Here is a 20,987-nt window from a genome sequence, read left to right on the forward strand (position 1 = left end):
GGGAGGCGGCTTATCGTGACAGTTACCAAAGAAAATGAAATCTTAGATGCGTTAGAAACACTAAAATCAAAAACATGGGTAGATTTAACACATACATTCGGACCAAGTTCGCCGCATTTTGCCGCATTTAAAGATGCGGAGTTTGAAGCATTATATACGCATGATGACGGTTTTTTTGCACAGCAGTTCAGTGTTTCCGGACAATATGGCACGCATATTGATGCACCTATTCATTTTGTTCGTGATCAGCGCTATTTAGAGGAGCTGGGTTTAAAAGAAGTTGTCCTCCCAATCGTTGTGATTGATAAATCAGAAGCAGTCAGAGAAAACCATGATTATATTTTAACGGTGGAGGACATTTTAGCTTTTGAAGAGGTGCATGGGAAAATTGAAGCGGACACATTTGTCGCTTTACGGACAGATTGGAGCAAGCGCTGGCCGGATAAAGAAGCGTTTGAGAATAAGGATGAGAATGGAGACAGTCATTTACCCGGATGGGGACTCGATGCTCTGAAGTTCTTATTTGAAGAAAGACAGATTAAAGCAGTGGGTCATGAAACGTTTGATACAGATGCTGCTGTGGATGCGAGAAAAAATGGTTCTTTAATCGGCGAGTATTATGTATTAGAACAGGATACTTTTCAAGTAGAGCTGCTGACGAATCTGGATCAATTGCCGGCAAAAGGAGCTGTGATTTTCAATATTAGTCCCAAGCCTGAAAAAGCAAGCGGTTTTCCAGTCCGCTCGTTTGCGATTTTACCATAATAAATACTATCTATATAAAAAAGGGGGAAAGAATAAAATGACAAAAACAGCAGTGAAAGCACCATTTCGTGCAGATCATGTCGGAAGTTTATTGCGGCCGGAACGGATTCATCAAGCTAGAAAGAACTTTCAAGAAGGAGCTATTTCCAAAGCGGACCTTCATCAGATTGAAACAGAAGAAATCAAGCGTATTGTTGATAAGCAGATTGAAGTCGGCTTAAGTGCTGTTACAGACGGTGAATTCAGACGCCGCTTCTGGCATACGGATTTCCAAGAGCATCTAAACGGTGTGGAAGGATATGTGCCGGATACAGGATTTCAATTTGTAGCAGAAGAAACAGAACGCTATAATGTGCGTGTCACAGGGAAGGTTTCCTTTAATCCGGATCACCCGCATGTTAAGGAGTTTGTGGAATTCAAAGAAATCGTCGGAGACCGTGCGATTGCCAAACAAACGATTCCAAGTCCGAATCAATTATTTGGGAAAGGAATTGTGAATCCCGAGGTTTATCCAAGTATTGCAGAATATGCAGAGGACGTCATCCAAACCTACCGTGATGCAATCAAAGCTTTTTATGATGCGGGATGCCGCTACCTCCAGCTGGATGATGTCTACATTGCAGGGCTAAATGTAGAGAATTTCCCGACCACGGAAGATGGAAAGGATCGTCAGTATTTTATTGACTTGGCACTGTATGTACTAAACAGCGTGTTGGAAGGCAAACCAGAAGACTTAACGATTACCACGCATCTTTGCCGCGGAAATTATCGTTCGAAATGGGCATTTGAAGGAAGCTATGCAAAAATAGCCCCCACTTTATTTGCCAAAGAAAAAGTAGATGGTTTCTTCTTGGAATATGATGATGACCGCTCTGGCGGTTTTGAACCGCTGGATTACATTCCAAATGGCGGACCACGTGTAGTATTGGGTGTATTTACCTCAAAGCATGGGGAATTAGAAGATAAAGCAAATATTAAAGCAAGAATTGAAGAAGCGTCGCAGTATGTTCCAAAAGATCAGCTATGCATCAGCCCGCAATGCGGCTTTGCATCGACCCATCATGGGAATCTGTTAACAGAGGAAGAGCAATGGAACAAGCTGAAATATATCGTGGATACGGCTAGAGAAATATGGGGAGAGTAAAAAACACGTTCATAAAGGAAAATGCGTTATCACATTGTATCGAAAATAAATAAACAACCAAAACAGGCTGAGGGAGATTGGAACCCTTGAGCCTGTTTTTTCATGCCAACCAAGCACAACTTAATAGATATAAAGATAGAAATAGTGCTAGAATAGGGGTAACTGGAAAAATAGTTCGAAAGTGGGGAAATGACTTTGACAGAGATTTGTATGATACGCCATGGAGAAACAAATTGGAATAAAGAAAAAAGAATTCAAGGCAAGACAGATATCCCTTTAAATGAAACGGGAAAATCGCAAGCAGGGGTTTGCTGCGCCGCTGCAAAGCAGTTTGAACCGACTGTATTAATTACCAGCCCCTTAGCTCGTGCAAAGGTAACGGCGGAAATTATTAATCAGGATCTGCAGCTGCCGCTTTATGAAATGAGGGCTTTTGTAGAGCGGTCTTATGGAGATGCGGAGGGGATGACGATAGAGGATAGAAATCGTTATTTCCCTGATCGTGAAGCCATCCCGAATGTGGAGACGTTTGAGGATTTAAAGCAGAGAGGGATAAAAGGGTTAGAGGAAGTGTGCGTGAGATATCCGGACGAACGTGTTCTTATCGTTTCCCATGGCGCATTAATCAATAGCCTGTTGTCTGTGATTTCAAAAGGAGAGCTGGGTACAGGGATTACCTTTCTTCAAAATACATCGATTACAAAATTTACTTGTGAAAAAGGGGAATGGCGTGTGGTTGATTATAATAATACAGACCATCTTACGCCTGTAAACGAGTAATCATTGCGATAAAAAACGTATCATTTTAAAATAGAGAGATGTTCAAAAAAGGGGGGATATGGATGAAAATGAATTTTGTGAAGGTAGAGGTGCTGATTGCTGAGGAATATATCAGCAGTTTGCGGGAGCAGCTTCATGAACATGGATTTCTGCACTACGGCAATCAGGATAACGTACTTTCTTATACAAAATACAATCATTATTCCCGCCCTTTGGAGTTAGCTTCTTTGGAAATGGCTTTGCCGATAGAAAGCGAATTTTTTCAAACTCTCTATAAGGCGGAGTTTCGTTGTATGATTCACCAGATTGAGAAGGTAAAGAAAATCATCCATGATATCCACCCGAGTGATTATCCTGTTATGTATTTTATTCCTATCCTTGAGTAGTTAAAAGCAGCCGCATCTGGATTAGATACGGCTGCTTTTTATATACATTTAATGCTTTCAATGCTGACTTCTATTATCTGTACACAATTCCGCCATCTGTGATAATAGCTTGGCCCGTAATATAGTCTGAATCATCTGAAGCCAAGAAGGATACAAGATTTGCGACATCCTCCGGCTCTTGAGAACGACCTAATGAGATACCGTCAACAAATTGCTTATAAGCATCTCCGCGTTCCATGTTATCATAGTATTTCACCATTTCTTCATCGATACGATCCCACATTGCTGTACCTGCAACACCTGGGCAATACGCATTGACACGAATCTGATATGGTGCCAATTCTTTGGAAGCAGAATGGGTGAAAGAACGGACTGCATGCTTGGTAGCTGAATAAGTCCCCAGCATTTCAAAGGATTCATGGCCGGCGATACTGCATGCGTTAATGATTTTCCCTTTGGTATCCTGTTTAATAAATTGATCCGCAGCAGCCTGTGTACCAAATACAGTACCATTTACGTTTACCGCAAATGTTTTATTCAGTTGATTTTCGTCAATTTCAAGGAATGGAGAAACAACATCAATTCCAGCATTGTTCACAAAAACATCGAGCTGTCCAAAAGCGTCCACTGCTTCTTTGACAAGATTAATTTGATCCTCGCGTTTGGATACATCGCCGACAACGGCAATGGAATCCACACCAGCATCCTTGAATTCTTTTAATGTACTGTCCAGCATCTCTTTATTAATATCATGCAGAACGATTTTGAAACCGTCTTCACCAAGACGTTTTGCGATACCTTTTCCTAAACCGCCTGCAGAACCTGTAATAATTGCCACTTTTGACATAGAAAAGACCTCCAAATAAAGTTGCTTTAAATAATTAGATATAGTTTTTTGCATCTAGTTATACTATTCCTCTTTTAAGGAGTTTAAAACATACATAATTAGAAAAAGTTTTTTTAGGAAGTCCTTAGCAAAATTTTTCCTTTTAAAAGGTAGTTTTTCAGTGATTATTTATACACATAAAATGTAACTATGTATTTGGTTATGAGAGTTACAAATTTTGAAATAATAAAAACAAAAGCGTATGCTTAAAATAGAAAGAAAAGGAGGAAGTAAAAATGACAACATTAGCAGGTAAAGTTGCAATTGTAACTGGAGGAGCTTCAGGAATTGGCTATGCGATGGTACAAAACTTATTGGAAGCTGGGGCAAAAGTAGGTGTAGCAGATTTAAATGAAGAAAAGCTGAAAGAGTTGGAACAGGAGCATAAAGGGGAGCTGCTTGGTGTCGTCACCAATGTAACCAAAGAAGAGGATATTAAAAACCTTGTTAATAAGACGGTAGAAGCATTTGGCGGATTGGATATAGCTTTTAATGTAGCTGGTGCATCGAAATCAGGAGCAATTATTGATCAGCCGGAGGAGGATTGGGATTTCACTGTTGACTTGTGTTTAAAAGGTGTCTTCCTATCTCTAAAACATGAAGCAAAATATATGAAAGAGCATGGCGGTGGAGCAATTGTCAATGTTGCTTCTTTAAACGCGCATGTTCCAATGCATTACGGGGCAGCTTATTCTTCTGCAAAAGCAGGAGTGGAGATGCTTACAAAAAATGCTGCACTTGAAATGTCCAAGCACAATATTCGTGTCAACGCCATCCTGCCTGGACTTGTATCAACGCCGTTAACCTCTGGCTTAACAGACGTTGATGCAATCAATGAAGCTTATTTGGAGCGTATCCCAATGGAGAGAGCCGGAGATCCGAAAGAAATAGCTGGCCCAGCGTTATTCCTTGTCAGCGAAGAAGCCTCCTATGTGAATGGAGCCAGCTTACTTGTAGATGGCGGATGGGCAGTGACAGGGTATCCGGATTTAAGTAAGTTTATCACGGAGAACCGTCCGTAAAACTCCCGCCTCAAAATAAAGCGTAAAAATAAATTTATTTAGGCGGGAGATAACGGACGCTAACTCCCTGAATCACTTAGGCTAACTCAGTGGGGAACTAAGGAAACAGACTAAGTTCGCGACGTCCTGGGGTTGCGATTACTCACCCCACCGAAAACATTTGTCGCAACGTCTGCACTAGCACATCCTGGGACTGGGACTGCGGTTACTCGCCCCATCGGAAACATTTGTGCGTCGAAAAACTCCCACTGAGTGAAGTTTCGTTTTATGTAACCAAAGCTGTTATTTAGAAGATGGGTTATTACCCAGCATTTAAATAACAACCTCAGTTACATTTATATAGGGGGTAAGTTAAACTTACCCCCTATATAAAAATAGAAATAAAAAAGCTGCTCGTTTTACCCTTGCATTAATTTTTAAGCGATTTTCGGAGCTCGCTTACGTCCTTAAGCTCGAGACTGGTCAATTCGGATATTTCTTCATCTGAATAATTCCTGTCTAAAAGCTTTTTGGCAAAATTCCGTTCCGCTTCCTCCATCCCTTTTTCCATACCTTGTTCCATGCCTTTTTCTAATCCCTTTTTTGTTGCCTCTTCCTCGATTTCTCTAAACAGTCTTCCAAATGTCGGCGTATCTCTCAATTTTTCCATTCCCATGATTTTTCCTTCCTCCTTTTCATTTTGTGCGATTGGTAATAATTCGTACAGTTTTTCCTGTAATTCCGCTGGGACCTGCAGGATATAATCGATAAAATACAATAGGGCTGAAAGATAGGTGTCACGGTGCGAATATTTTTCGAGTGCCAGGCTGATAAGCTGCTGTTTAAACTGGAACCTTTTTTCATGGTCTTCCTTTGTCCTGCCGGTGTTTTCACTGACATAGATTCCTGCAAGCACCGCTAAAGCGAATGGATTATCAGATTTTTTCAGCTTCTCCTTATCCTTTCCGTAAAATCGATAGACATTGTATAAGTAAGTTAATTCTGTTCCATAGAAAGAATAACGAAATGTATCTTCATAATTCTGATGACTTGCATCTGTCAGCAGGGCGATGGAATAAATCGGATGCTTATGTTTGTCATAGATTCGATAAAAGTACTTAAACATGCGTTCAGCAAAGTCTTGCTTCCCAACAGCCTGCACTTCGATATGAACGAAGATGTATTTTTCTGTTCCGTTCTTCATTGTCACTTTGGCTAACCTATCTGAATATTTTCTTCCTTTTCTTGAGTTAATCACAAACTGAAAAAGTTCTATATTCGGGAAATCTGTTCCTTTTTCAAAATCAATTTCCGGGTACAAATCGGGTGCGAAAAATTCCATAAATTCTTGAAACAGTTCTTCAATCAAATTTTTCCAAAGTCCGTCATAATCCGTATCCTTTGCATCGTAATTGTTTGTATTTTCTTTTACGGTGGTTATCATTAGTTTATCACATCCCCAGGTAATATTACATTTGATTTTCATCATAGCGGCTTTGGGCGGGGAAAGCAAAACGGTGAAATTGGATTTCCTGCGTGAAAAACAGCCGTATAAATGACGTTTTAACTTAGGTTTGTGCATTTTTCAATGACAATAGGATGTTCATATTGCATTTTTTATGTTTTTTTATACAGAACGAAAAACGATCATTTAATCGTTTGTTTTTGGCGTAGAAATGGGCAGGTTTTGGTGTTATCGTACGATGTAAGAAGCTTAGTGAAAGTGATTGACTTTCACTGAATTCAACAATGCTTACTTATTTCCGTAATAATCCTTGCCATTTCATCCGGTGATTCCTTCATTCCATTTTCCAGCCAGTATTCAATCACTGTAATACTCCCGCTGATAGAATAGATTGTCATGTACTTTGCAGCGGTTTCGCTCATTTTATGTTCTGGCCCGTTAAAGTCATTCATAATATGAGTTTGGGCGGCGAACATGACTTTATGTGTGAATCTTTTATTGCCGTGTTCGCTGAACAGAATCCGAAAATGCTCATGACGGCTGCAGACATATTTGAGTAAATAATTTAACATCGCCAGCGCTTCTTTTTCCTGTGTATAGTCATACTGAAGCAGTGCCTGATTTAGTTCATCGATAATTTCGTCCTCAATATTGGTCAGTAAATCATATTGGTCGGCATAGTGGCTGTAAAAAGTGGAACGGTTGATATCAGCCTGCTCACAAATTTCTTTAATGGTAATGGAAGAAATCGGTTTTTCTTTTAAAAGCTCCATCAGCCCATTTTTAAGAACCATCCTTGTATAACGTTTTCTGCGGTCTAGTTTTTGTGCCATGATAAATAAACTCCTTTTATGAACAAAATATGAAATTCTATCTGTTATCCAACAGATAATGATTATTTGTTGTGAAACGTACATATTTTAAACAACTGTTTGTTGTCTAACTGACAGTGTGTAGTTATAATAATAGATTATATGAATGAAATCAGCAAGGTAATGGGGTATGACAGTGGCAAATTTAATTATTCGTTTTAAAAAGACAGTGGTAACACTTTTTATAATACTTATGATTCTCTCTTTAGCGGGGATTCTGTTTGTTGATGTAAATTACAATATGCAGGATTATTTACCGGATGAAGCGGAGTCCACACAGGCTTTAGAGTTGATGGAGGAAGAGTTTTCCAGCGGTATTCCAAACGCCAGAGTAATGGTAGGGGATGTTTCGATTCAGGAAGCGATGGAATATAAACATGCCCTGGAAAAAATAAATGGGGTTACAGAGGTTCTCTGGCTGGATGATGTTGTTGATATTCGAACCCCGGTCGAAGTCTCTGACACAGATACAGTCGAGACATATTATAAAGATGAAAATGCTCTTTTTTCTGTCACGATTGCCAATGAAAAAGAAGTAGAGGCAACCAATGCTATTTATGACTTGATTGGTGAGGAAAATGCTATTTCTGGTGAGGCTGTTAATACGGCAACAGAACAGGAAATGACAGGGACAGAGAGTATGTACGCTGCAGCGTTGCTTGTTCCTATTATTATCATCATACTTATCCTATCTACCAGCTCATGGGTGGAACCGGTCTTTTTCCTGACGGCCATTGGAGTGTCTGTATTAATTAATCTGGGAACGAACATATTTATTGGCGAGATATCGTTTGTTACCCAAGCGGTTGCACCAATATTGCAGCTTGCAGTCTCCTTGGATTATGCTATTTTTCTTCTGCATAGCTTTCAGGATTACAGGAATAAAAATTACAAACCGGAAGAAGCAATGAAATCAGCTATTAAAGAATCATGGCCGGTTATCAGTACAAGCGCTTTTACAACTATTTTTGGCTTTATGGCATTGATGTTTATGCGTTTTGAGATTGGTTCCGATTTGGGATTAAACTTAGTTAAAGGAATTATTCTAAGCTTTATCAGTGTCATTGTCTTCCTGCCAGCCTTTACACTTGTGTTTTATCGATGGATTGACCGGACGCAGCATCGGGTGTTTGTTCCGACTCGTTTTGAAGGAGTCGGTAAAAAGTTGTTGAAATTAAGACTTCCTGTCCTTATTCTGGTGCTGCTGCTTCTTGTTCCCAGCTTTATGGCGCAGAGCAGCACGACCTTTACCTACGGGATGGGAGAGCCGCCGGAGGATACCCGGTTAGGAACTGATGTGAGACAGATTGAAGAAGTTTTTGGAGAATCTACTTCCGTTGTGCTGCTTATTCCCAATAATGATATAGGGAAAGAGGAGGAAATGGTTCAGGTCCTGGATAATGTAAATCATGTTTCATCGGTTATCAGCTACGCAACAATGGTTGGCAGTGTTATTCCGCAGGACTTTTTGGAGGAAGAGGCGACAGAGCAATTTCTTTCCAATCATTACAGCCGGATTATTATTAATACGGAAGCGGGAACAGAAGGAGATCTTCCTTTTGCAGTGGTAGAAGATATACGGGAAATTGCGTCCGCTTATTATGGAGATGAGGCACTGACCTTAGGTGAAAGTGCGTCTCTGTATGATATGAAGAATATTGTGTCTCAGGATAATCAGCTTGTAAATATCTTAACGATTCTTGGGGTAGGGATTGTGATTTTGATTAATTTCCGGTCGATTTCTTTCCCAATCGTCTTATTATTAGTTATCCAAGCAGCTGTCTGGATAAACTTAGCTATTCCTTATTTTACAGGAACACCGCTTGTCTTTATCGGCTATCTGATTGTCAGTACGGTTCAGTTGGCAGCAACGGTGGATTATGCGATATTATTGACGGAGACATATAAAAATTATAGAAGATATATGCCGAAATGGAAGGCAATGAAACAGACGTTAGATGATAAACTCTTCTCTATTGCCGTTTCTGCGTCCATTCTATCCATCGTCGGATTTGTTTTATGGATGACGTCTTCTAATCCAGTTGTCGGTTCTATCGGCTTACTGCTGGGGAGAGGTGCGCTCTTGGCATTTATTCTGGTTATCACCTTACTGCCTGCATTGCTTGTATATGGGGATACATTGCTTCAAAAGACATCATTAGGAATGAAGTTTCGCAAGGAGGAAAAACATGAGGACAACAATTAAATGGACCTGGCTCGCTTTAGCTCTATTCTTTATTCCATTTATGAATACAGCTCTTGCAGAAGAGTCTTCCGAGAAGTCTGCGTCAGATGGAGATGCGGACATCGAGGAAAAGAACGAGGTTATTTATGCGAATTTAGAAGCAGGCGGCGGATTAGACAATATCTATGTCGTAAATGCATTTGAATTGAATAAAACAGGCGTTATTGAAGATTTCGGAAACTATGAATCTATCAAGAATTTAACAGATACGAGTGAAATAGAACAGGACGGAGATACAATCCGTATGGACGCGACTTCAGATACGTTTTATTATCAAGGGGACCTTTCCAAAGAGCTGCCTTGGAAATTCACCATTTCCTATTATTTAGACGGGGAAGAAGTAGATCCGCAAACGGTTATGGGAGAATCCGGACAGATAGAAATTGAAATAAAAGTAGAAGAGAATGAAGAAGCAGGAGCAGCTTTCTTTGATAACTATATGCTGCAAATATCACAGGCGCTGAATACTGATTACTTTTATAATATTGAAGCGGAGGATGCTACGATAGCCAATGCCGGGAAAAATAGGCAGGTGGCATTTACGGTGATGCCGGGGGAAGAAGAGACGCTGACAATTCATGCAGATACCGATCAATTTGAATTAGAGGGAATGGAAATCTCCGGCCTGCCATCTTCTGTTTCTGTAGACGGTCCGGATACAGATGCACTCACGGAGGAGTTTCAAAGCTTAACCGATGCCATTGGTGAAATTAATCAAGGAGTAGGGGAGCTTGGAGATGGAATCAGAGGGCTTTCTGGCGGATTGAGTGAACTAGAAAATGGCTCTTCTGAGTTTCAGAACGGTCTAAATGAGTTAAGTAATTCCAGCGGCGAGCTGACTGGTGCCTCGGAAGAAATCAATAATGCCTTTCAAACCGTGCAAGAAGAAGTTGGCCAAATTACAGGGATAGATGGAATAGAGCAGTTAAGCGGGATGACAGAAGCTGCATCAGATATGGCTGCAGGAATGGAAACATTGGCTGACGAATTAGATTCGCTGTCAACAGGCTATGGAGAAGCGAAAGAAGCATTGCAGACAGCTATGGAGGGTATACCAGAAGCTACCTTAACAGAAGAGGATTTTCAAGCATTATATGATAGTGAAGTGGATCCGGAGGTTGTGGATGAATTGGTTGGCACCTATGAAGCTGCCCAAGGTGCATTAGCTGTTTACTATGAATCCGTAGAGTCATTTGATGCGGTGGAGCCGGCATTATCTGAATTTCAAACTTCTGCCAGTGACATTGCTGGCAATATCCGTACGTTTTCCGATGAATTAGAGCAGTCTGTCGGTCAAATTGATATCGATGAAGGGCTGGATGAATTTATTACAAGTGTAGATACCATGGCTGAAAATTATAATCAGTTCCATGAAGGCCTGATATCTTATACAAATGGCGTAAATGAGCTCAGCACTTCTTATGCTGAAATTCACAATGGAATTAGCGAATCGGCATCCGGTTCAAATGAACTTGCGAACGGAGCAGATGAACTACAGGATGGAACTAGTGAATTATATGATGCCACTGAAAGTATCCCTGATGAGATGCAGGAAGAAATTGACGAGATGATTTCGCAATATGATAAATCTGATTTTGATCCCGTATCCTTCGTATCGGAAGAAAATGATGAGATAACAAATTCAGTTCAGTTTGTGATTCAAACAGACAGTATTCAGCCGGAAGAGGATAGCGAAGAGGTAGAAGAAGAGGAAGAGAACGAAGGGTTTTGGGATAGGTTATTGAATTTGTTTTAAGAGGATTTCAATATTTTCATGATAAAGAAACCGCATGAAGGCTCATGCGGTTTTTTCCTTCCGCTGCAACAGAACAGCTGCAATGACAATTACCCCTTTAAATGCATCCCGCAGTAATGGAGGAACCCCGAAGAGATTGAGCAGGTTGTTCAGCACAGCAATAATCAACATTCCATAAACGGTTCCGAGGATAAATCCTCTTCCGCCCATCATACTTGTACCTCCGACAACAGCTGCAGCGATAGCGTCCATTTCCATTCCCCGTCCTGAACCGGCAAAATCCATCGATCCGATCCGAGAAACTTGAATGATTGCAGCAATGGCTACAAGTATTCCGGAAAGCGCATAAACCCGATACTTAACCTGTTTTACGTTAATTCCGGACAGCCTGGCAGCTCTTTCATTGGATCCAACCGCGATAATCTGCCTGCCAAAGATGGTGCGCTTGGAAATATAATACATAACAGCAGCAATCAAAATCCAGTAGATGATGGGCATAATCATATAGTTCCCGATTTTGAAATTGGCAATTTGTAAAAATTCAGGCGGCACACGCGGTGCAGCTCCTTGCATGAAATGCTGTGTTACACTGCGGAAAACCATCATCGCTCCTAAGGTGGCTATAAAAGGAGGGACCATTCCCCGTGTAACAGTTACGCCGATTAAGGAACCAAGTAAATATCCAAAAAGAATCACAACGATAATCGTAATGAAAATAGCTGTCCACCCTGTGATTCCCATCGCATTTAAAAAACCGTTTGTTCCAATATCAAGCAATGTCATTGTCAATGCACCAGTTGCTACAAGCGTTGCACCAACAGCTAAATCAATTCCGCCTGTCATAATAACAAACGTCATTCCCAGTGCGACAATTGCTACACTGGCATTGTTTCGTAAAATATTAATCCAGTTATTTGTCCAAGATGTAAACCATTCTCCAAATGAAGGATAGTCAAAGCCTAATACAATCGTTTGTAAGATAACCATTACGATGAACGCAATAAAAATACTAAACAATGGGCTAGTAGACCAACGATTCTTGAACCAAAGGATAAACTGGTGAAAGTAATTGATATTTTTCTCTGTCAAAAGGTACACCCCTTTTCAATCCCGGATAAAAAGAAGCTGCAATCTGCGGGATATCTGTTACTTGTCGCCTAAGTGATGGAGGGCAGCCAATTAAGACGTTGAAATAAAAGCATCTCCGCCTGTAGCCAGCTCCATTATTGATTGTTCGTTCATTGCTTCTCCTTCTAATTTTCCTTGCAGCTGCCCGTGGTACATGACATACGTCCGATTGCAAAGTCTTAATATTTCATTTGCTTCACTGGAAAGAATAATGACCCCAATCCCTTCATCGGCTAAACGCAGGATAATATCATAGATATCTTCCTTCGCTCCAACATCTACCCCTTGTGTCGGGTTATCTAAAATAAGAATACGGGGATCTGTGGAAAGCCACTTAGCTAAAACGACCTTCTGCTGATTCCCTCCAGAAAGATTCAGAATACTGTTTGAAGAATCAGTCATCCGGATTTTAAGCTGTTTCTGAAGTGCATCCAGCTTCTCTTGATGGATGGAATGCTGGATGATTCCCCATTTGGCATATAATTTCCAAGAAGCAATAGCGCTATTTTCGAGAATGTCCATATCTTTAATAATGGCGTTTTCCTTTCTGTTTCTTGGAAGGTAGGCAATCCCGTTTTTAACAGCGTCCATTGTGGTATGGATATTTATTTCCTTGCCGTAAAGGAACAGTTTGCCCGATGAAATATCATTAGCGCCAAAAATAGATTGAAACAGCTCACTGCGGCCGTCTCCTAATAGACCGGTAAATCCGACAACCTCTCCTTGGTAAATGGAAAAAGAAATATTGGAAAAAGCCGCAGTATACGTTAATTTTTCTGCACGCAGGATTTCTTCGCCGCGGTTACGCTGCTGGACCAGTTGATCTGTCCGAACATCATAACCGACCATAAAGCGGGCAAGCTCCTTTGTAGTTACATCACAGACCTGTCCTTCAGAAACAAGCCTGCCATCCCGAAGCACAGCATACGTGTCACAAACCTCGATAACTTCTTTTAACTTATGAGAGATAAAAATAATGCCGACCTGTTGATTGCGTAAACGTCTCATCATCGTAAATACACGTTCGATTTCAGAATCGGTAAGCGATGTCGTTGGTTCATCCATGATAATGACAGAAGCATTCATCGAAATCGCGCGACAGATTTCAATAATTTGTTTATAGGAAGAATCTAACTCTTTGACCAGCATGCGGGGATCAAGATCTACATGCATGCGTTCAAATATTTCCTTTGTTTCCTGAATCATTTTTTGATGCTGTACGCGCCTGAATCCCTTTTTATAATCTCTTTCTAAAAACATATTTTCATAGATGGGCAGATCGTTAATTAAGTTCAACTCCTGATGGATAAAAGAAATTCCCATATTAATCGATTGCTCCGGACCGGTCAGATTTACCCCGGATCCGTTTATATAAAGCTTGCCTGCATCAGGCTGATGAATACCGCCTAAGATGTTCATCAGGGTTGATTTCCCTGCCCCATTTTCTCCAAGCAATGCACAAATCTCTCCTGCTTTAATAGAAAGGGAAACGTCTTTTAGAACATGATTTTTTCCAAATGACTTTTGGATATTTCTTAACTCCACAAGCATGTCATCACCTCTGAGAAATGGATGGAAAGGGAGCAGACTTTCCTGCTCCCCTCTGCTTAATATGGTGAATTTTCATCTAAGAACTCTTCGTAGTTGTCACGGTCAACGACAGTGGTTGGAATGATGGTTTCTGCTTCCACATCTTCTCCGTTGAGCACGTCTATCGCAATATCAACAGCATCTTTTACCATAACAGGGCTGTATAATGCGGATTGAATCCAGATGTCTTCGTTTTCCGGCATCATTTCAAAATATTCCTGCATGCCACCGCCGCCTGTGACGACTTGAATGTCTGTTCTTCCAGCTTCTTGAATAGCCTGTAAGACACCGACAGAGGTTTCATCATCAATCGAATAAACGGCATCAATATCCTCAACAGAAGTCAGAATATCAGCGAAATCAGCTAAACCATCTTCTCTGGTGAATTCTGTTGCATACGTCATCAGGTTCATATCTGGAGCAATTTCTGCCATGGTTTCCTCGAATCCTTTGGTCCGTAATTCGGATACAGAACCGGACGAAGGTACTTCCAGTACAACGACATTCCCTTCCTCGCCAATTTTATCTACAATGTAATTCGCTCCCTGGACGCCCATATCTTCATTATCGCCTGCAACACGGTAAACGCCTTCTACATCAATCGCGATGTCAAAGTTAACCACGGTTATTCCACTGTCAATAGCATTTTGAATCGGGACTTCCATGCCCTCCCATTGAGGAAAAGCAACAATGGCGTCAGCTCCCCATGTCATTAAATCATCTAATTGGGAAGTCATTTGTTCCGCGTTACTGCTGGTTTGAATTTGATAATCTACTTGATCTCCTAATTCTTTTACGCGTTCTTCAGCATGGTAAGCAACTGCCGCAACCCAGCCATGCGTCACTTCTGGCGCAAGTATGCCAATTTTATATTGTTCTTCGGTGCCCTCGCTGCCATTTCCGTTATCCGCATTATTCTTCTCTGAATCCTCACCAGAATCATCTCCGCCGCCGCAAGCAGCCAACAAAAGCATGAGGAAAGCAATCATTAAAAAGCCAAAACTTTTTTTCTTCATTGTATTGTAAACCTCCTCGATTTTTAGTGAATCTTGTTGATTTCTTAGTAAATCTTATAAAATAGACTGGCCCTGAACAGAGTTACTGTTTGTAATCGGCATACGAGGTAATTATCAAAATATCTAAAATAGATGCAGAAAACGCCTCCTTTCCTTCCTATGAGAGATAGACCGGCTGTCTTCATGAAATCCATTAGATTTCCTAATCATTTTGCTGGAGAATTTCTTCAAGCAGCCGTAATGATTTTAATGCATCTTCTCCACTGACAATGGGCTTTTCTTCTTCTTGAATACAACGGATAAAGGCATCGATTACGCCGGAGTTTGTTTGATTCGTATTGGTTTGAATTCCTTCTAATGCATAGTAAATTTTTTCGCCGTTTTTCTTTTCGATAAGGAGCGGATAGTGTTTATTCTGGTATATTTTCATAATTCCTTCCTGGCAGTAAATCGTTGTAGAGTTATTTTCTTCCCCGTAATAGGTCCAAGAGAAAGTGGCAGTACCAATGCTTCCTCCAGCAGTTTTTAAAATACAGACGACATTGTCATTTACTTCGATAGGCTGACCGTTTTCATCTGTTTTATCTAAGGTGGCCGTATAGGAATGGAGATTTGTAATATCGTCATCCAATAAATAGAAGAGCAAATCCAGCTTATGAATGCCTAGATCTCCTGCAGCTCCTGAATGGGAACGGTCTTTTTTGAAAAACCAGGTTTCTTTTGATTTGGTTGCTCCCCAATCTTCGGGACCGCTATGTCCAAAGGTTGTCTGAAAGGAAAGAATCTCGCCAAGCTCTTTCGCTTGAAGGATTTCACGTGCTTTTTGATGTGCTTTTGTAAAGCGTTGATTGTGATCCACCATTAACAGCTTTCCGGCTTCCTTCGCAGTACGTACCATTTTTTCTGCCTGCTCCACAGTGGCGGCAATTGGTTTTTCACAAAGAACATGCTTGCCGGCTTGTAAAGCTTTTGTAGTATGAATATAATGCGCTTCATTGGAAGAGCAATCACTAATAGCATCAATGGTCGAATCTTGAAGCAAAGCCTCCAGTGACGAAGCGGTTCTGCCGCCGAATAATTGCTTCATTTCCTCTGCGCGTTCAGGATTTCTGTCATAGAAAACAATCTCTTTTACGGATGGATTGGCTCTATACTCGGGAGCATGCCTGAAGCGTGTAATCGAGCCGCAGCCAATAATTCCTACAATCATTTAGATCCCTCCTATCCCAATGTCGATTCTCGAATAATCAACTCGTAATCCATGATGACACTTTCAACGGGCAGTCCTTGAATCCGATCAATGACCATTTTGGCGGAGCGATATCCCATTTGATATTTTGGCTGAGAAACCGTTGTCAGAGTGGGCGTAGTCATGCTGGAAAAAGCAATATTGTCAAATCCGATAATCGCCATTTCTTGAGGGACCTTGACGCCCTGAGCATGTAATTCTTTGATAGCGCCAATCGCTAAAGTGTCTGAAATAATAAATACAGCAGTTGGCCGGTTTTTTGAACGCAGCATTCGCCGCATGGCTTCTACGCCGTCCTGAAAGCTGAGCCCGTCAGTGTAATGGAACCATTCGTCACAAATAGGCAATTGAAATTCGTTTAAGGCCTTCTCAAATCCGATACGCCGCTGCTTTGCATAGAGCAGATTTTCATTAAAATTGATTAAGCCGATTTTTTTATTTCCCATGGTAATCAAATACTTTACTGCTCGATAGGCAGCATCTGTATTGTCAATTGCAATATAAGGAATATTGGCATCTTCATAATAATCACTGCAAAGCACGATAGAATGGGACTCAGAAAGCTCCTTCAGCTTATCGACATGAACGGTAGGATTCATGGAAATAATACCGTCAGCCAATTTATTACGCACCATATGAAGGAAGATATCTTCCCGTTGCAGGTTATCATCTGTTTCACAAAGCAGAATATTATAGTTGTTTTCTATGGCATAATCCTCAATCCCATTAATGATTTCTGTGTAATAAGGGTTTGAGAACGTGTGAATAAGGACAAGAAGTAACCTGCTTTCCGAGTTTCGTAAATTCCTGCCAAGCATACTGGGAGCATAATTTAACTTCCGAATGGCTTTTTCAACCTTGTGTCGCGTTTTCTCAGAGACCTTGGATGTGTTATTTAGAACACGCGAAACCGTAGCAATGGAAACCCCTGCCTGCTTCGCTACTTCATGTATATTTGCCATGGCACAACCTCTTTCAGAACAAATAATGTTCAGTCGATGTAGAATTGAATAGAATGAAGAAGTCCTGGTGTAAACGTTTTCTGTAAGCTATAGAATTAATATGCGAAGGTTTATAAATACATTCTAAAAGTGCAGGATAATTCTAAATATGAATGTGGAAATTGCTTGAAAGATGTAATGGATTTCATGATAATGGGCTATAAAAAAAGGGTTGGGGAAAATTACATAAAATATAAAATAACTGGTATATATAGAAATATTAGTAGATGAGTGAATAAATTTTTTTACTTTTAAATAGACTTTGTCCCTTGAAGTTTGTTAATTGACTCCATTATAAAAGTGGATTATTAAAAATATAATTATAATATTTTCCATATTTTAATTTTTAAATAAGAAATTTGTTATAATATACATAAGTGCTTCCGAATGTTTGTTTAGTAAAGAAGGAGGATATGTAGTGAAAAGGTATATTTTCTGGAGTCTCTGTTTAGTATTGGTTATTATAACGGGATGCAGTAATAAAGCAGAAGAAGCAGAAGCTGTAAAACCGGAAATTGAAATTCCTCCAAATGAAATAGAGTCTGAGGAATCGATAAGTAAAATAATGACCACAGATAAAAAAATAGCATTAACATTTAATGGGATGGCAGATGAAGAAACTATGATTAGTCTTTTGGAAAGGTTGAATCAGCTTCAAATTCATGCCACTTTTTTTATTCAGGGAGTTAAGATAGCTGAGGAACCAGAAATAGCAGAAATGATTTTAGAAAATGGACATACGATTCAAAATAACACTTTAAATCATATATTAGTTGAACAGTTAGATTATGAAGAAGCTTATACGGAGTTATATTTGACTAATAAAGTATTACAAGAAAATTTGGATATTACTCCACAATTTGCAAGAAGCCGTTCTGGAGACACGACATCTTTTTTTGAAAGTGCTGCAGCACAGCTGGATATGCAGGTAGTTACTAATACAATTAATCCAAGGGACGGAGATATGCAGAGTGCAGAAGAAATTGCTGAATATGTGAAGGGATTTATGAATAGAGGGGCAATTATTCAGTTGAATACCTATCTGAATCCTGAGATTATTGATGCTGTTTCTCTTATTAAAGAGGATGCAGAAGAATCTGGATATGAATTAACAACTTTGGAAGCTGTTGTGGAATCAGATTATACTAATCCAAATAAGGAAATTGAAACAAATAAGTTAGCTGTTAATCAAGATTACGATCGGGCCTCCCCTCAGGTTATTGAAAAGTTTCAAACCAATGAACAAGAAGTTGTTCTAACTTTTGATGACTGGGCAAGTGACGAAACATTATCAAAAATATTAGATATTCTAGATGATTATCAGATAAAGGCAACATTCTTTGTTATTGGAAAGGGAGTAGAGGCAAATCCTCAACTTGCACGTTTAATTATAGATAGAGGACATGAAGTGGCAAGCCATTCCTACAATCATCTTGTTGTAACAGAAATGAACCCCCTTGATTTACAGGAGGATTTAGTGAAGGCGGATCAAGTTATATCTAATGCGTTACAAGAAAAACCCAAGAATTATTTCCGTCCTGCCCAAGGACTTTTAGATGATTCATCAGCAAATGCAATTGCTGCAATCGGTATAGATTATATCGTCCTTTATGATATTGCTTCTCTCGATTGGGATTTGAACAGATCAGAAGATGAGATTTATAAACGTGTTGTAGATAATATAGAACCCGGAAGTATTATTGGAATGCACATTTCAGATGAATCACATACAATCCGGGTGCTGCCTAGAATTATTGAAAATATACAAATGCGTGGGTATACATTTAAGACTGTTTCGGAAATGATTGGAGAGTAAAAATTGGAAGGTAGAGGAGGGAGCTGTGTGAACAGCTACGTTCATCAATGAAGAAAAAAGAAATATTAACAAATCCAAAAAAAGACCGCAGAATATTATCAAACGTTCCTGATCCAGATGGAATCAGGTTAAATCTAGATCGCCGTGGTTCAGATACAGAAATTGCAGAGCAAGATACGAATAAATTATATAAAGCAAGAATGGATGGACAACGTTATATAGCAGAATTTCCAGTAGTGATGAGAAAAGGTGGAAAAAAGAAGACTTTAAACTGTGTAGATATATCTAACACCGGAATTTTAGTTCAACTGCCAAGCAGCACAGAAGACCTTGGTCTACAAAAAGGTGAACAAATAAAGTTAAAATTTCAAATACCCTCAGGTGCAATGCCTGAAGGATTTGAAATGAGAGTAAATATTAAGGCAAAGCTTGTCCGGCAATTTCAACAAGAAGAAAACAAACAGGAACATTATTATGCTTTTGAATTTTTACAAACGATGGAAAGCTATCACCGGAGTAGGAGATGGGGATTATCTATCGCTGTAGCTAGCATTCTTTTATTCTTCATGGCACTAGTTGTTATGCTTATGCGTGCTGAAAGTATCATATATTTTCAGTTTAATAAAATTCTCTATGCATATAGCTTAGTAGCTGCAACATTTTTGCTATCTAGATATGTTTTCGGAATGTTATATCGAAATGTTAAAGTAAACCCAGATTTTGAACCCGGAGTCTCAATAATCATTCCTGTATTCAATGAAGAAGAATGGATTCAGCGAACAATTACAACTTGTTTTGATCAGACATATCCTATTGATAAATTAGAAGTAATTATTGTTGATGATCAATCATCTGACCGTTCTATGGAAGAAATACGTAAAATAGTTTCTAAGATGCATCAAGAAGGAAAAAGATTTAAAACAAAGAATCGTTTAAAATTTGTTCAACTTCCGGAAAACGGTGGGAAGAGAGAGGCTCTTGTAGAAGGAGTAAAGATAGCAAAGCATGAACTAGTAGCTTTTGTTGATTCGGACAGCTTTTTGGAGCCAAATGCAATTCGAAACATTGTACAGCCATTTCAAGATCCTAAAATGGGCGGCGTGGCAGGAAGAACCGAAGTAGAGAACAAATTTACTAATACGCTGACTAAATTACAAACAGTCAGATATTATATTGCATTTCGTATCATGAAGGCGGCAGAAGCAACCTTTGATTGTGTTACTTGCTTATCAGGCCCCTTATCTTGCTATCGTAAAGAATTAGTTTTAAAGCATGCAAATGCTTGGTTAGACCAGCGCTTTTTAGGGCATCCTGCAACATTTGGAGACGACCGGAGCATGACTAATTTGATTTTGAAAACGCATCGAACAAGCTATCAGGATAGAGCAATTTGTTCTACCATTGTTCCTTCAGGATTTAGCATGTTTTTAAAACAACAGATGCGCTGGAAAAGATCATGGCTAAGAGAAACCTTGAGGGCGATGACCTTTATCTTTAAAAAAGAGCCATTTATGGTGCTGTTTTTCATAGTAGGCTTTATTGTTCCAGTATTAGCACCTATTATTGTGCTCTACAATCTTGTCTATGTTCCGATTGTTTATGGAGTATTCCCATTAACCTTCATAATTGGATTATTAGTGATGGCACTTATGCTTAGCTTTGCACACCTTCTTTTTCGACGAAGTAAACTGTGGTTTTTTGGTTTTGTGTTTGTCATGTACTATGAGTTTATTTTACTTTGGCAAATGCCAGTTGCATGGGTTACCTTCTGGAAATCGACATGGGGGACAAGAGATACGCCACAAGATGTAACAGCAAGGGAAAAGAAATTAGAAAAAAAACAGAAAAAAGCCCAATAATATAATGTGTCAAAGGCTAATGATAGAT

At 39.7% G+C, this 20,987-nt stretch carries 17 protein-coding genes; 9 read left to right on the plus strand and 8 right to left on the minus strand.

Annotated elements, in window-relative coordinates:
- Positions 1 to 12: 12 nt before the first annotated feature.
- The 4 genes from MKY65_RS03875 to MKY65_RS03890 all read left to right on the plus strand — a co-directional run bounded on the left by MKY65_RS03875 (position 13) and on the right by MKY65_RS03890 (position 3,075).
- Positions 13 to 765, plus strand: a complete 753-nt coding sequence (locus tag MKY65_RS03875) for a cyclase family protein (RefSeq protein WP_339185108.1) — start codon at positions 13 to 15, stop codon at positions 763 to 765.
- Positions 766 to 802: 37 nt separating this feature from the next.
- On the plus strand, positions 803 to 1,909 hold the full coding sequence (locus MKY65_RS03880) for a 5-methyltetrahydropteroyltriglutamate--homocysteine S-methyltransferase (RefSeq protein WP_339182548.1): 1,107 nt from the start codon (positions 803 to 805) through the stop codon (positions 1,907 to 1,909).
- A gap of 189 nt (positions 1,910 to 2,098) precedes the next feature.
- On the plus strand, positions 2,099 to 2,689 hold the full coding sequence (locus MKY65_RS03885; RefSeq protein WP_339182550.1) for a histidine phosphatase family protein: 591 nt from the start codon (positions 2,099 to 2,101) through the stop codon (positions 2,687 to 2,689).
- A gap of 62 nt (positions 2,690 to 2,751) precedes the next feature.
- Complete coding sequence (locus MKY65_RS03890; RefSeq protein ID WP_042531817.1) at positions 2,752 to 3,075, plus strand: hypothetical protein; 324 nt, start codon at positions 2,752 to 2,754, stop codon at positions 3,073 to 3,075.
- 73 nt (positions 3,076 to 3,148) lie between these two features.
- Here MKY65_RS03890 and MKY65_RS03895 read toward each other — a convergent pair whose 3' ends face one another.
- On the minus strand, positions 3,149 to 3,922 hold the full coding sequence (locus MKY65_RS03895) for an acetoin reductase (protein ID WP_339182555.1): 774 nt from the start codon (positions 3,920 to 3,922) through the stop codon (positions 3,149 to 3,151).
- A gap of 275 nt (positions 3,923 to 4,197) precedes the next feature.
- Here MKY65_RS03895 and MKY65_RS03900 point away from each other — a divergent pair, with 275 nt between their 5' ends.
- Positions 4,198 to 4,983, plus strand: a complete 786-nt coding sequence (locus tag MKY65_RS03900; RefSeq protein WP_339182557.1) for an SDR family NAD(P)-dependent oxidoreductase — start codon at positions 4,198 to 4,200, stop codon at positions 4,981 to 4,983.
- A 409-nt stretch (positions 4,984 to 5,392) separates the two neighbouring features.
- Here the strand turns inward: MKY65_RS03900 and MKY65_RS03905 are convergent, their stop codons facing one another.
- Together MKY65_RS03905 and MKY65_RS03910 are read right to left on the minus strand one after the other, a co-directional pair.
- Positions 5,393 to 6,406 carry an Rpn family recombination-promoting nuclease/putative transposase gene (locus tag MKY65_RS03905; protein ID WP_339182559.1) on the minus strand — a complete coding sequence of 338 codons (1,014 nt, stop codon included), beginning with the start codon at positions 6,404 to 6,406 and terminating at the stop codon, positions 5,393 to 5,395.
- 299 nt (positions 6,407 to 6,705) lie between these two features.
- Positions 6,706 to 7,260, minus strand: coding sequence for a TetR-like C-terminal domain-containing protein (locus MKY65_RS03910; RefSeq protein ID WP_339182561.1), 555 nt, complete (start codon positions 7,258 to 7,260; stop codon positions 6,706 to 6,708).
- A 169-nt stretch (positions 7,261 to 7,429) separates the two neighbouring features.
- On the opposite strand from MKY65_RS03910, the gene MKY65_RS03915 reads away from it, so the two are divergent.
- Positions 7,430 to 9,505 (plus strand): MMPL family transporter, encoded by a 2,076-nt coding sequence (locus MKY65_RS03915; RefSeq protein ID WP_339182563.1) that lies wholly within the window; start codon positions 7,430 to 7,432, stop codon positions 9,503 to 9,505.
- The gene (locus tag MKY65_RS03920; protein ID WP_339182564.1) at positions 9,489 to 11,300 is read left to right on the plus strand and encodes a YhgE/Pip domain-containing protein; all 1,812 of its coding nucleotides are present in this window, start codon (positions 9,489 to 9,491) and stop codon (positions 11,298 to 11,300) included. Before MKY65_RS03915 ends, MKY65_RS03920 begins: the two co-directional genes overlap by 17 nt.
- A gap of 42 nt (positions 11,301 to 11,342) precedes the next feature.
- On the opposite strand, the gene MKY65_RS03925 is transcribed toward MKY65_RS03920, so the two are convergent.
- The 5 genes from MKY65_RS03925 to MKY65_RS03945 all read right to left on the minus strand — a co-directional run bounded on the left by MKY65_RS03925 (position 11,343) and on the right by MKY65_RS03945 (position 17,245).
- The gene (locus MKY65_RS03925; RefSeq protein ID WP_339182565.1) at positions 11,343 to 12,389 is read right to left on the minus strand and encodes an ABC transporter permease; all 1,047 of its coding nucleotides are present in this window, start codon (positions 12,387 to 12,389) and stop codon (positions 11,343 to 11,345) included.
- 90 nt (positions 12,390 to 12,479) lie between these two features.
- On the minus strand, positions 12,480 to 13,979 hold the full coding sequence (locus tag MKY65_RS03930) for a sugar ABC transporter ATP-binding protein (RefSeq protein WP_339182567.1): 1,500 nt from the start codon (positions 13,977 to 13,979) through the stop codon (positions 12,480 to 12,482).
- A 56-nt stretch (positions 13,980 to 14,035) separates the two neighbouring features.
- Positions 14,036 to 15,034, minus strand: coding sequence for an ABC transporter substrate-binding protein (locus MKY65_RS03935; protein ID WP_339182569.1), 999 nt, complete (start codon positions 15,032 to 15,034; stop codon positions 14,036 to 14,038).
- A 202-nt stretch (positions 15,035 to 15,236) separates the two neighbouring features.
- The gene (locus MKY65_RS03940; protein ID WP_339182571.1) at positions 15,237 to 16,244 is read right to left on the minus strand and encodes a Gfo/Idh/MocA family oxidoreductase; all 1,008 of its coding nucleotides are present in this window, start codon (positions 16,242 to 16,244) and stop codon (positions 15,237 to 15,239) included.
- Between the two features lie 11 nt (positions 16,245 to 16,255).
- A complete protein-coding gene (locus MKY65_RS03945; protein ID WP_339182573.1) occupies positions 16,256 to 17,245 on the minus strand; it encodes a LacI family DNA-binding transcriptional regulator in 990 nt (329 codons plus the stop codon).
- A gap of 457 nt (positions 17,246 to 17,702) precedes the next feature.
- Here MKY65_RS03945 and MKY65_RS03950 point away from each other — a divergent pair, with 457 nt between their 5' ends.
- Both MKY65_RS03950 and MKY65_RS03955 read left to right on the plus strand, forming a co-directional pair.
- The gene (locus tag MKY65_RS03950) at positions 17,703 to 19,100 is read left to right on the plus strand and encodes a polysaccharide deacetylase family protein (RefSeq protein WP_339182575.1); all 1,398 of its coding nucleotides are present in this window, start codon (positions 17,703 to 17,705) and stop codon (positions 19,098 to 19,100) included.
- 47 nt (positions 19,101 to 19,147) lie between these two features.
- Positions 19,148 to 20,959 (plus strand): glycosyltransferase, encoded by a 1,812-nt coding sequence (locus MKY65_RS03955; protein WP_339182576.1) that lies wholly within the window; start codon positions 19,148 to 19,150, stop codon positions 20,957 to 20,959.
- Positions 20,960 to 20,987 lie beyond the last annotated feature (28 nt).

The sequence above is a fragment of the Oceanobacillus sp. FSL W7-1293 genome (genome assembly GCF_037969815.1).
Classification (GTDB): Bacteria; Bacillota; Bacilli; order Bacillales; family Amphibacillaceae; genus Oceanobacillus; species Oceanobacillus oncorhynchi.

Excerpts from the sequence above, each read along its gene's own strand:
- MKY65_RS03880 (WP_339182548.1), top strand. The coding sequence starts at position 803 with ATGACAAAAACAGCAGTGAAAGCACCATTTCGTGCAGATCATGTCGGA.
- MKY65_RS03885 (WP_339182550.1), top strand. The coding sequence starts at position 2,099 with ATGACTTTGACAGAGATTTGTATGATACGCCATGGAGAAACAAATTGG.
- MKY65_RS03890 (WP_042531817.1), top strand. The coding sequence starts at position 2,752 with ATGAAAATGAATTTTGTGAAGGTAGAGGTGCTGATTGCTGAGGAATAT.
- MKY65_RS03895 (WP_339182555.1), bottom strand. The coding sequence starts at position 3,922 with ATGTCAAAAGTGGCAATTATTACAGGTTCTGCAGGCGGTTTAGGAAAA.
- MKY65_RS03900 (WP_339182557.1), top strand. The coding sequence starts at position 4,198 with ATGACAACATTAGCAGGTAAAGTTGCAATTGTAACTGGAGGAGCTTCA.
- MKY65_RS03905 (WP_339182559.1), bottom strand. The coding sequence starts at position 6,406 with ATGATAACCACCGTAAAAGAAAATACAAACAATTACGATGCAAAGGAT.
- MKY65_RS03910 (WP_339182561.1), bottom strand. The coding sequence starts at position 7,260 with ATGGCACAAAAACTAGACCGCAGAAAACGTTATACAAGGATGGTTCTT.
- MKY65_RS03915 (WP_339182563.1), top strand. The coding sequence starts at position 7,430 with ATGACAGTGGCAAATTTAATTATTCGTTTTAAAAAGACAGTGGTAACA.
- MKY65_RS03920 (WP_339182564.1), top strand. The coding sequence starts at position 9,489 with ATGAGGACAACAATTAAATGGACCTGGCTCGCTTTAGCTCTATTCTTT.
- MKY65_RS03930 (WP_339182567.1), bottom strand. The coding sequence starts at position 13,979 with ATGCTTGTGGAGTTAAGAAATATCCAAAAGTCATTTGGAAAAAATCAT.
- MKY65_RS03935 (WP_339182569.1), bottom strand. The coding sequence starts at position 15,034 with ATGAAGAAAAAAAGTTTTGGCTTTTTAATGATTGCTTTCCTCATGCTT.
- MKY65_RS03940 (WP_339182571.1), bottom strand. The coding sequence starts at position 16,244 with ATGATTGTAGGAATTATTGGCTGCGGCTCGATTACACGCTTCAGGCAT.
- MKY65_RS03945 (WP_339182573.1), bottom strand. The coding sequence starts at position 17,245 with ATGGCAAATATACATGAAGTAGCGAAGCAGGCAGGGGTTTCCATTGCT.
- MKY65_RS03955 (WP_339182576.1), top strand. The coding sequence starts at position 19,148 with ATGAAGAAAAAAGAAATATTAACAAATCCAAAAAAAGACCGCAGAATA.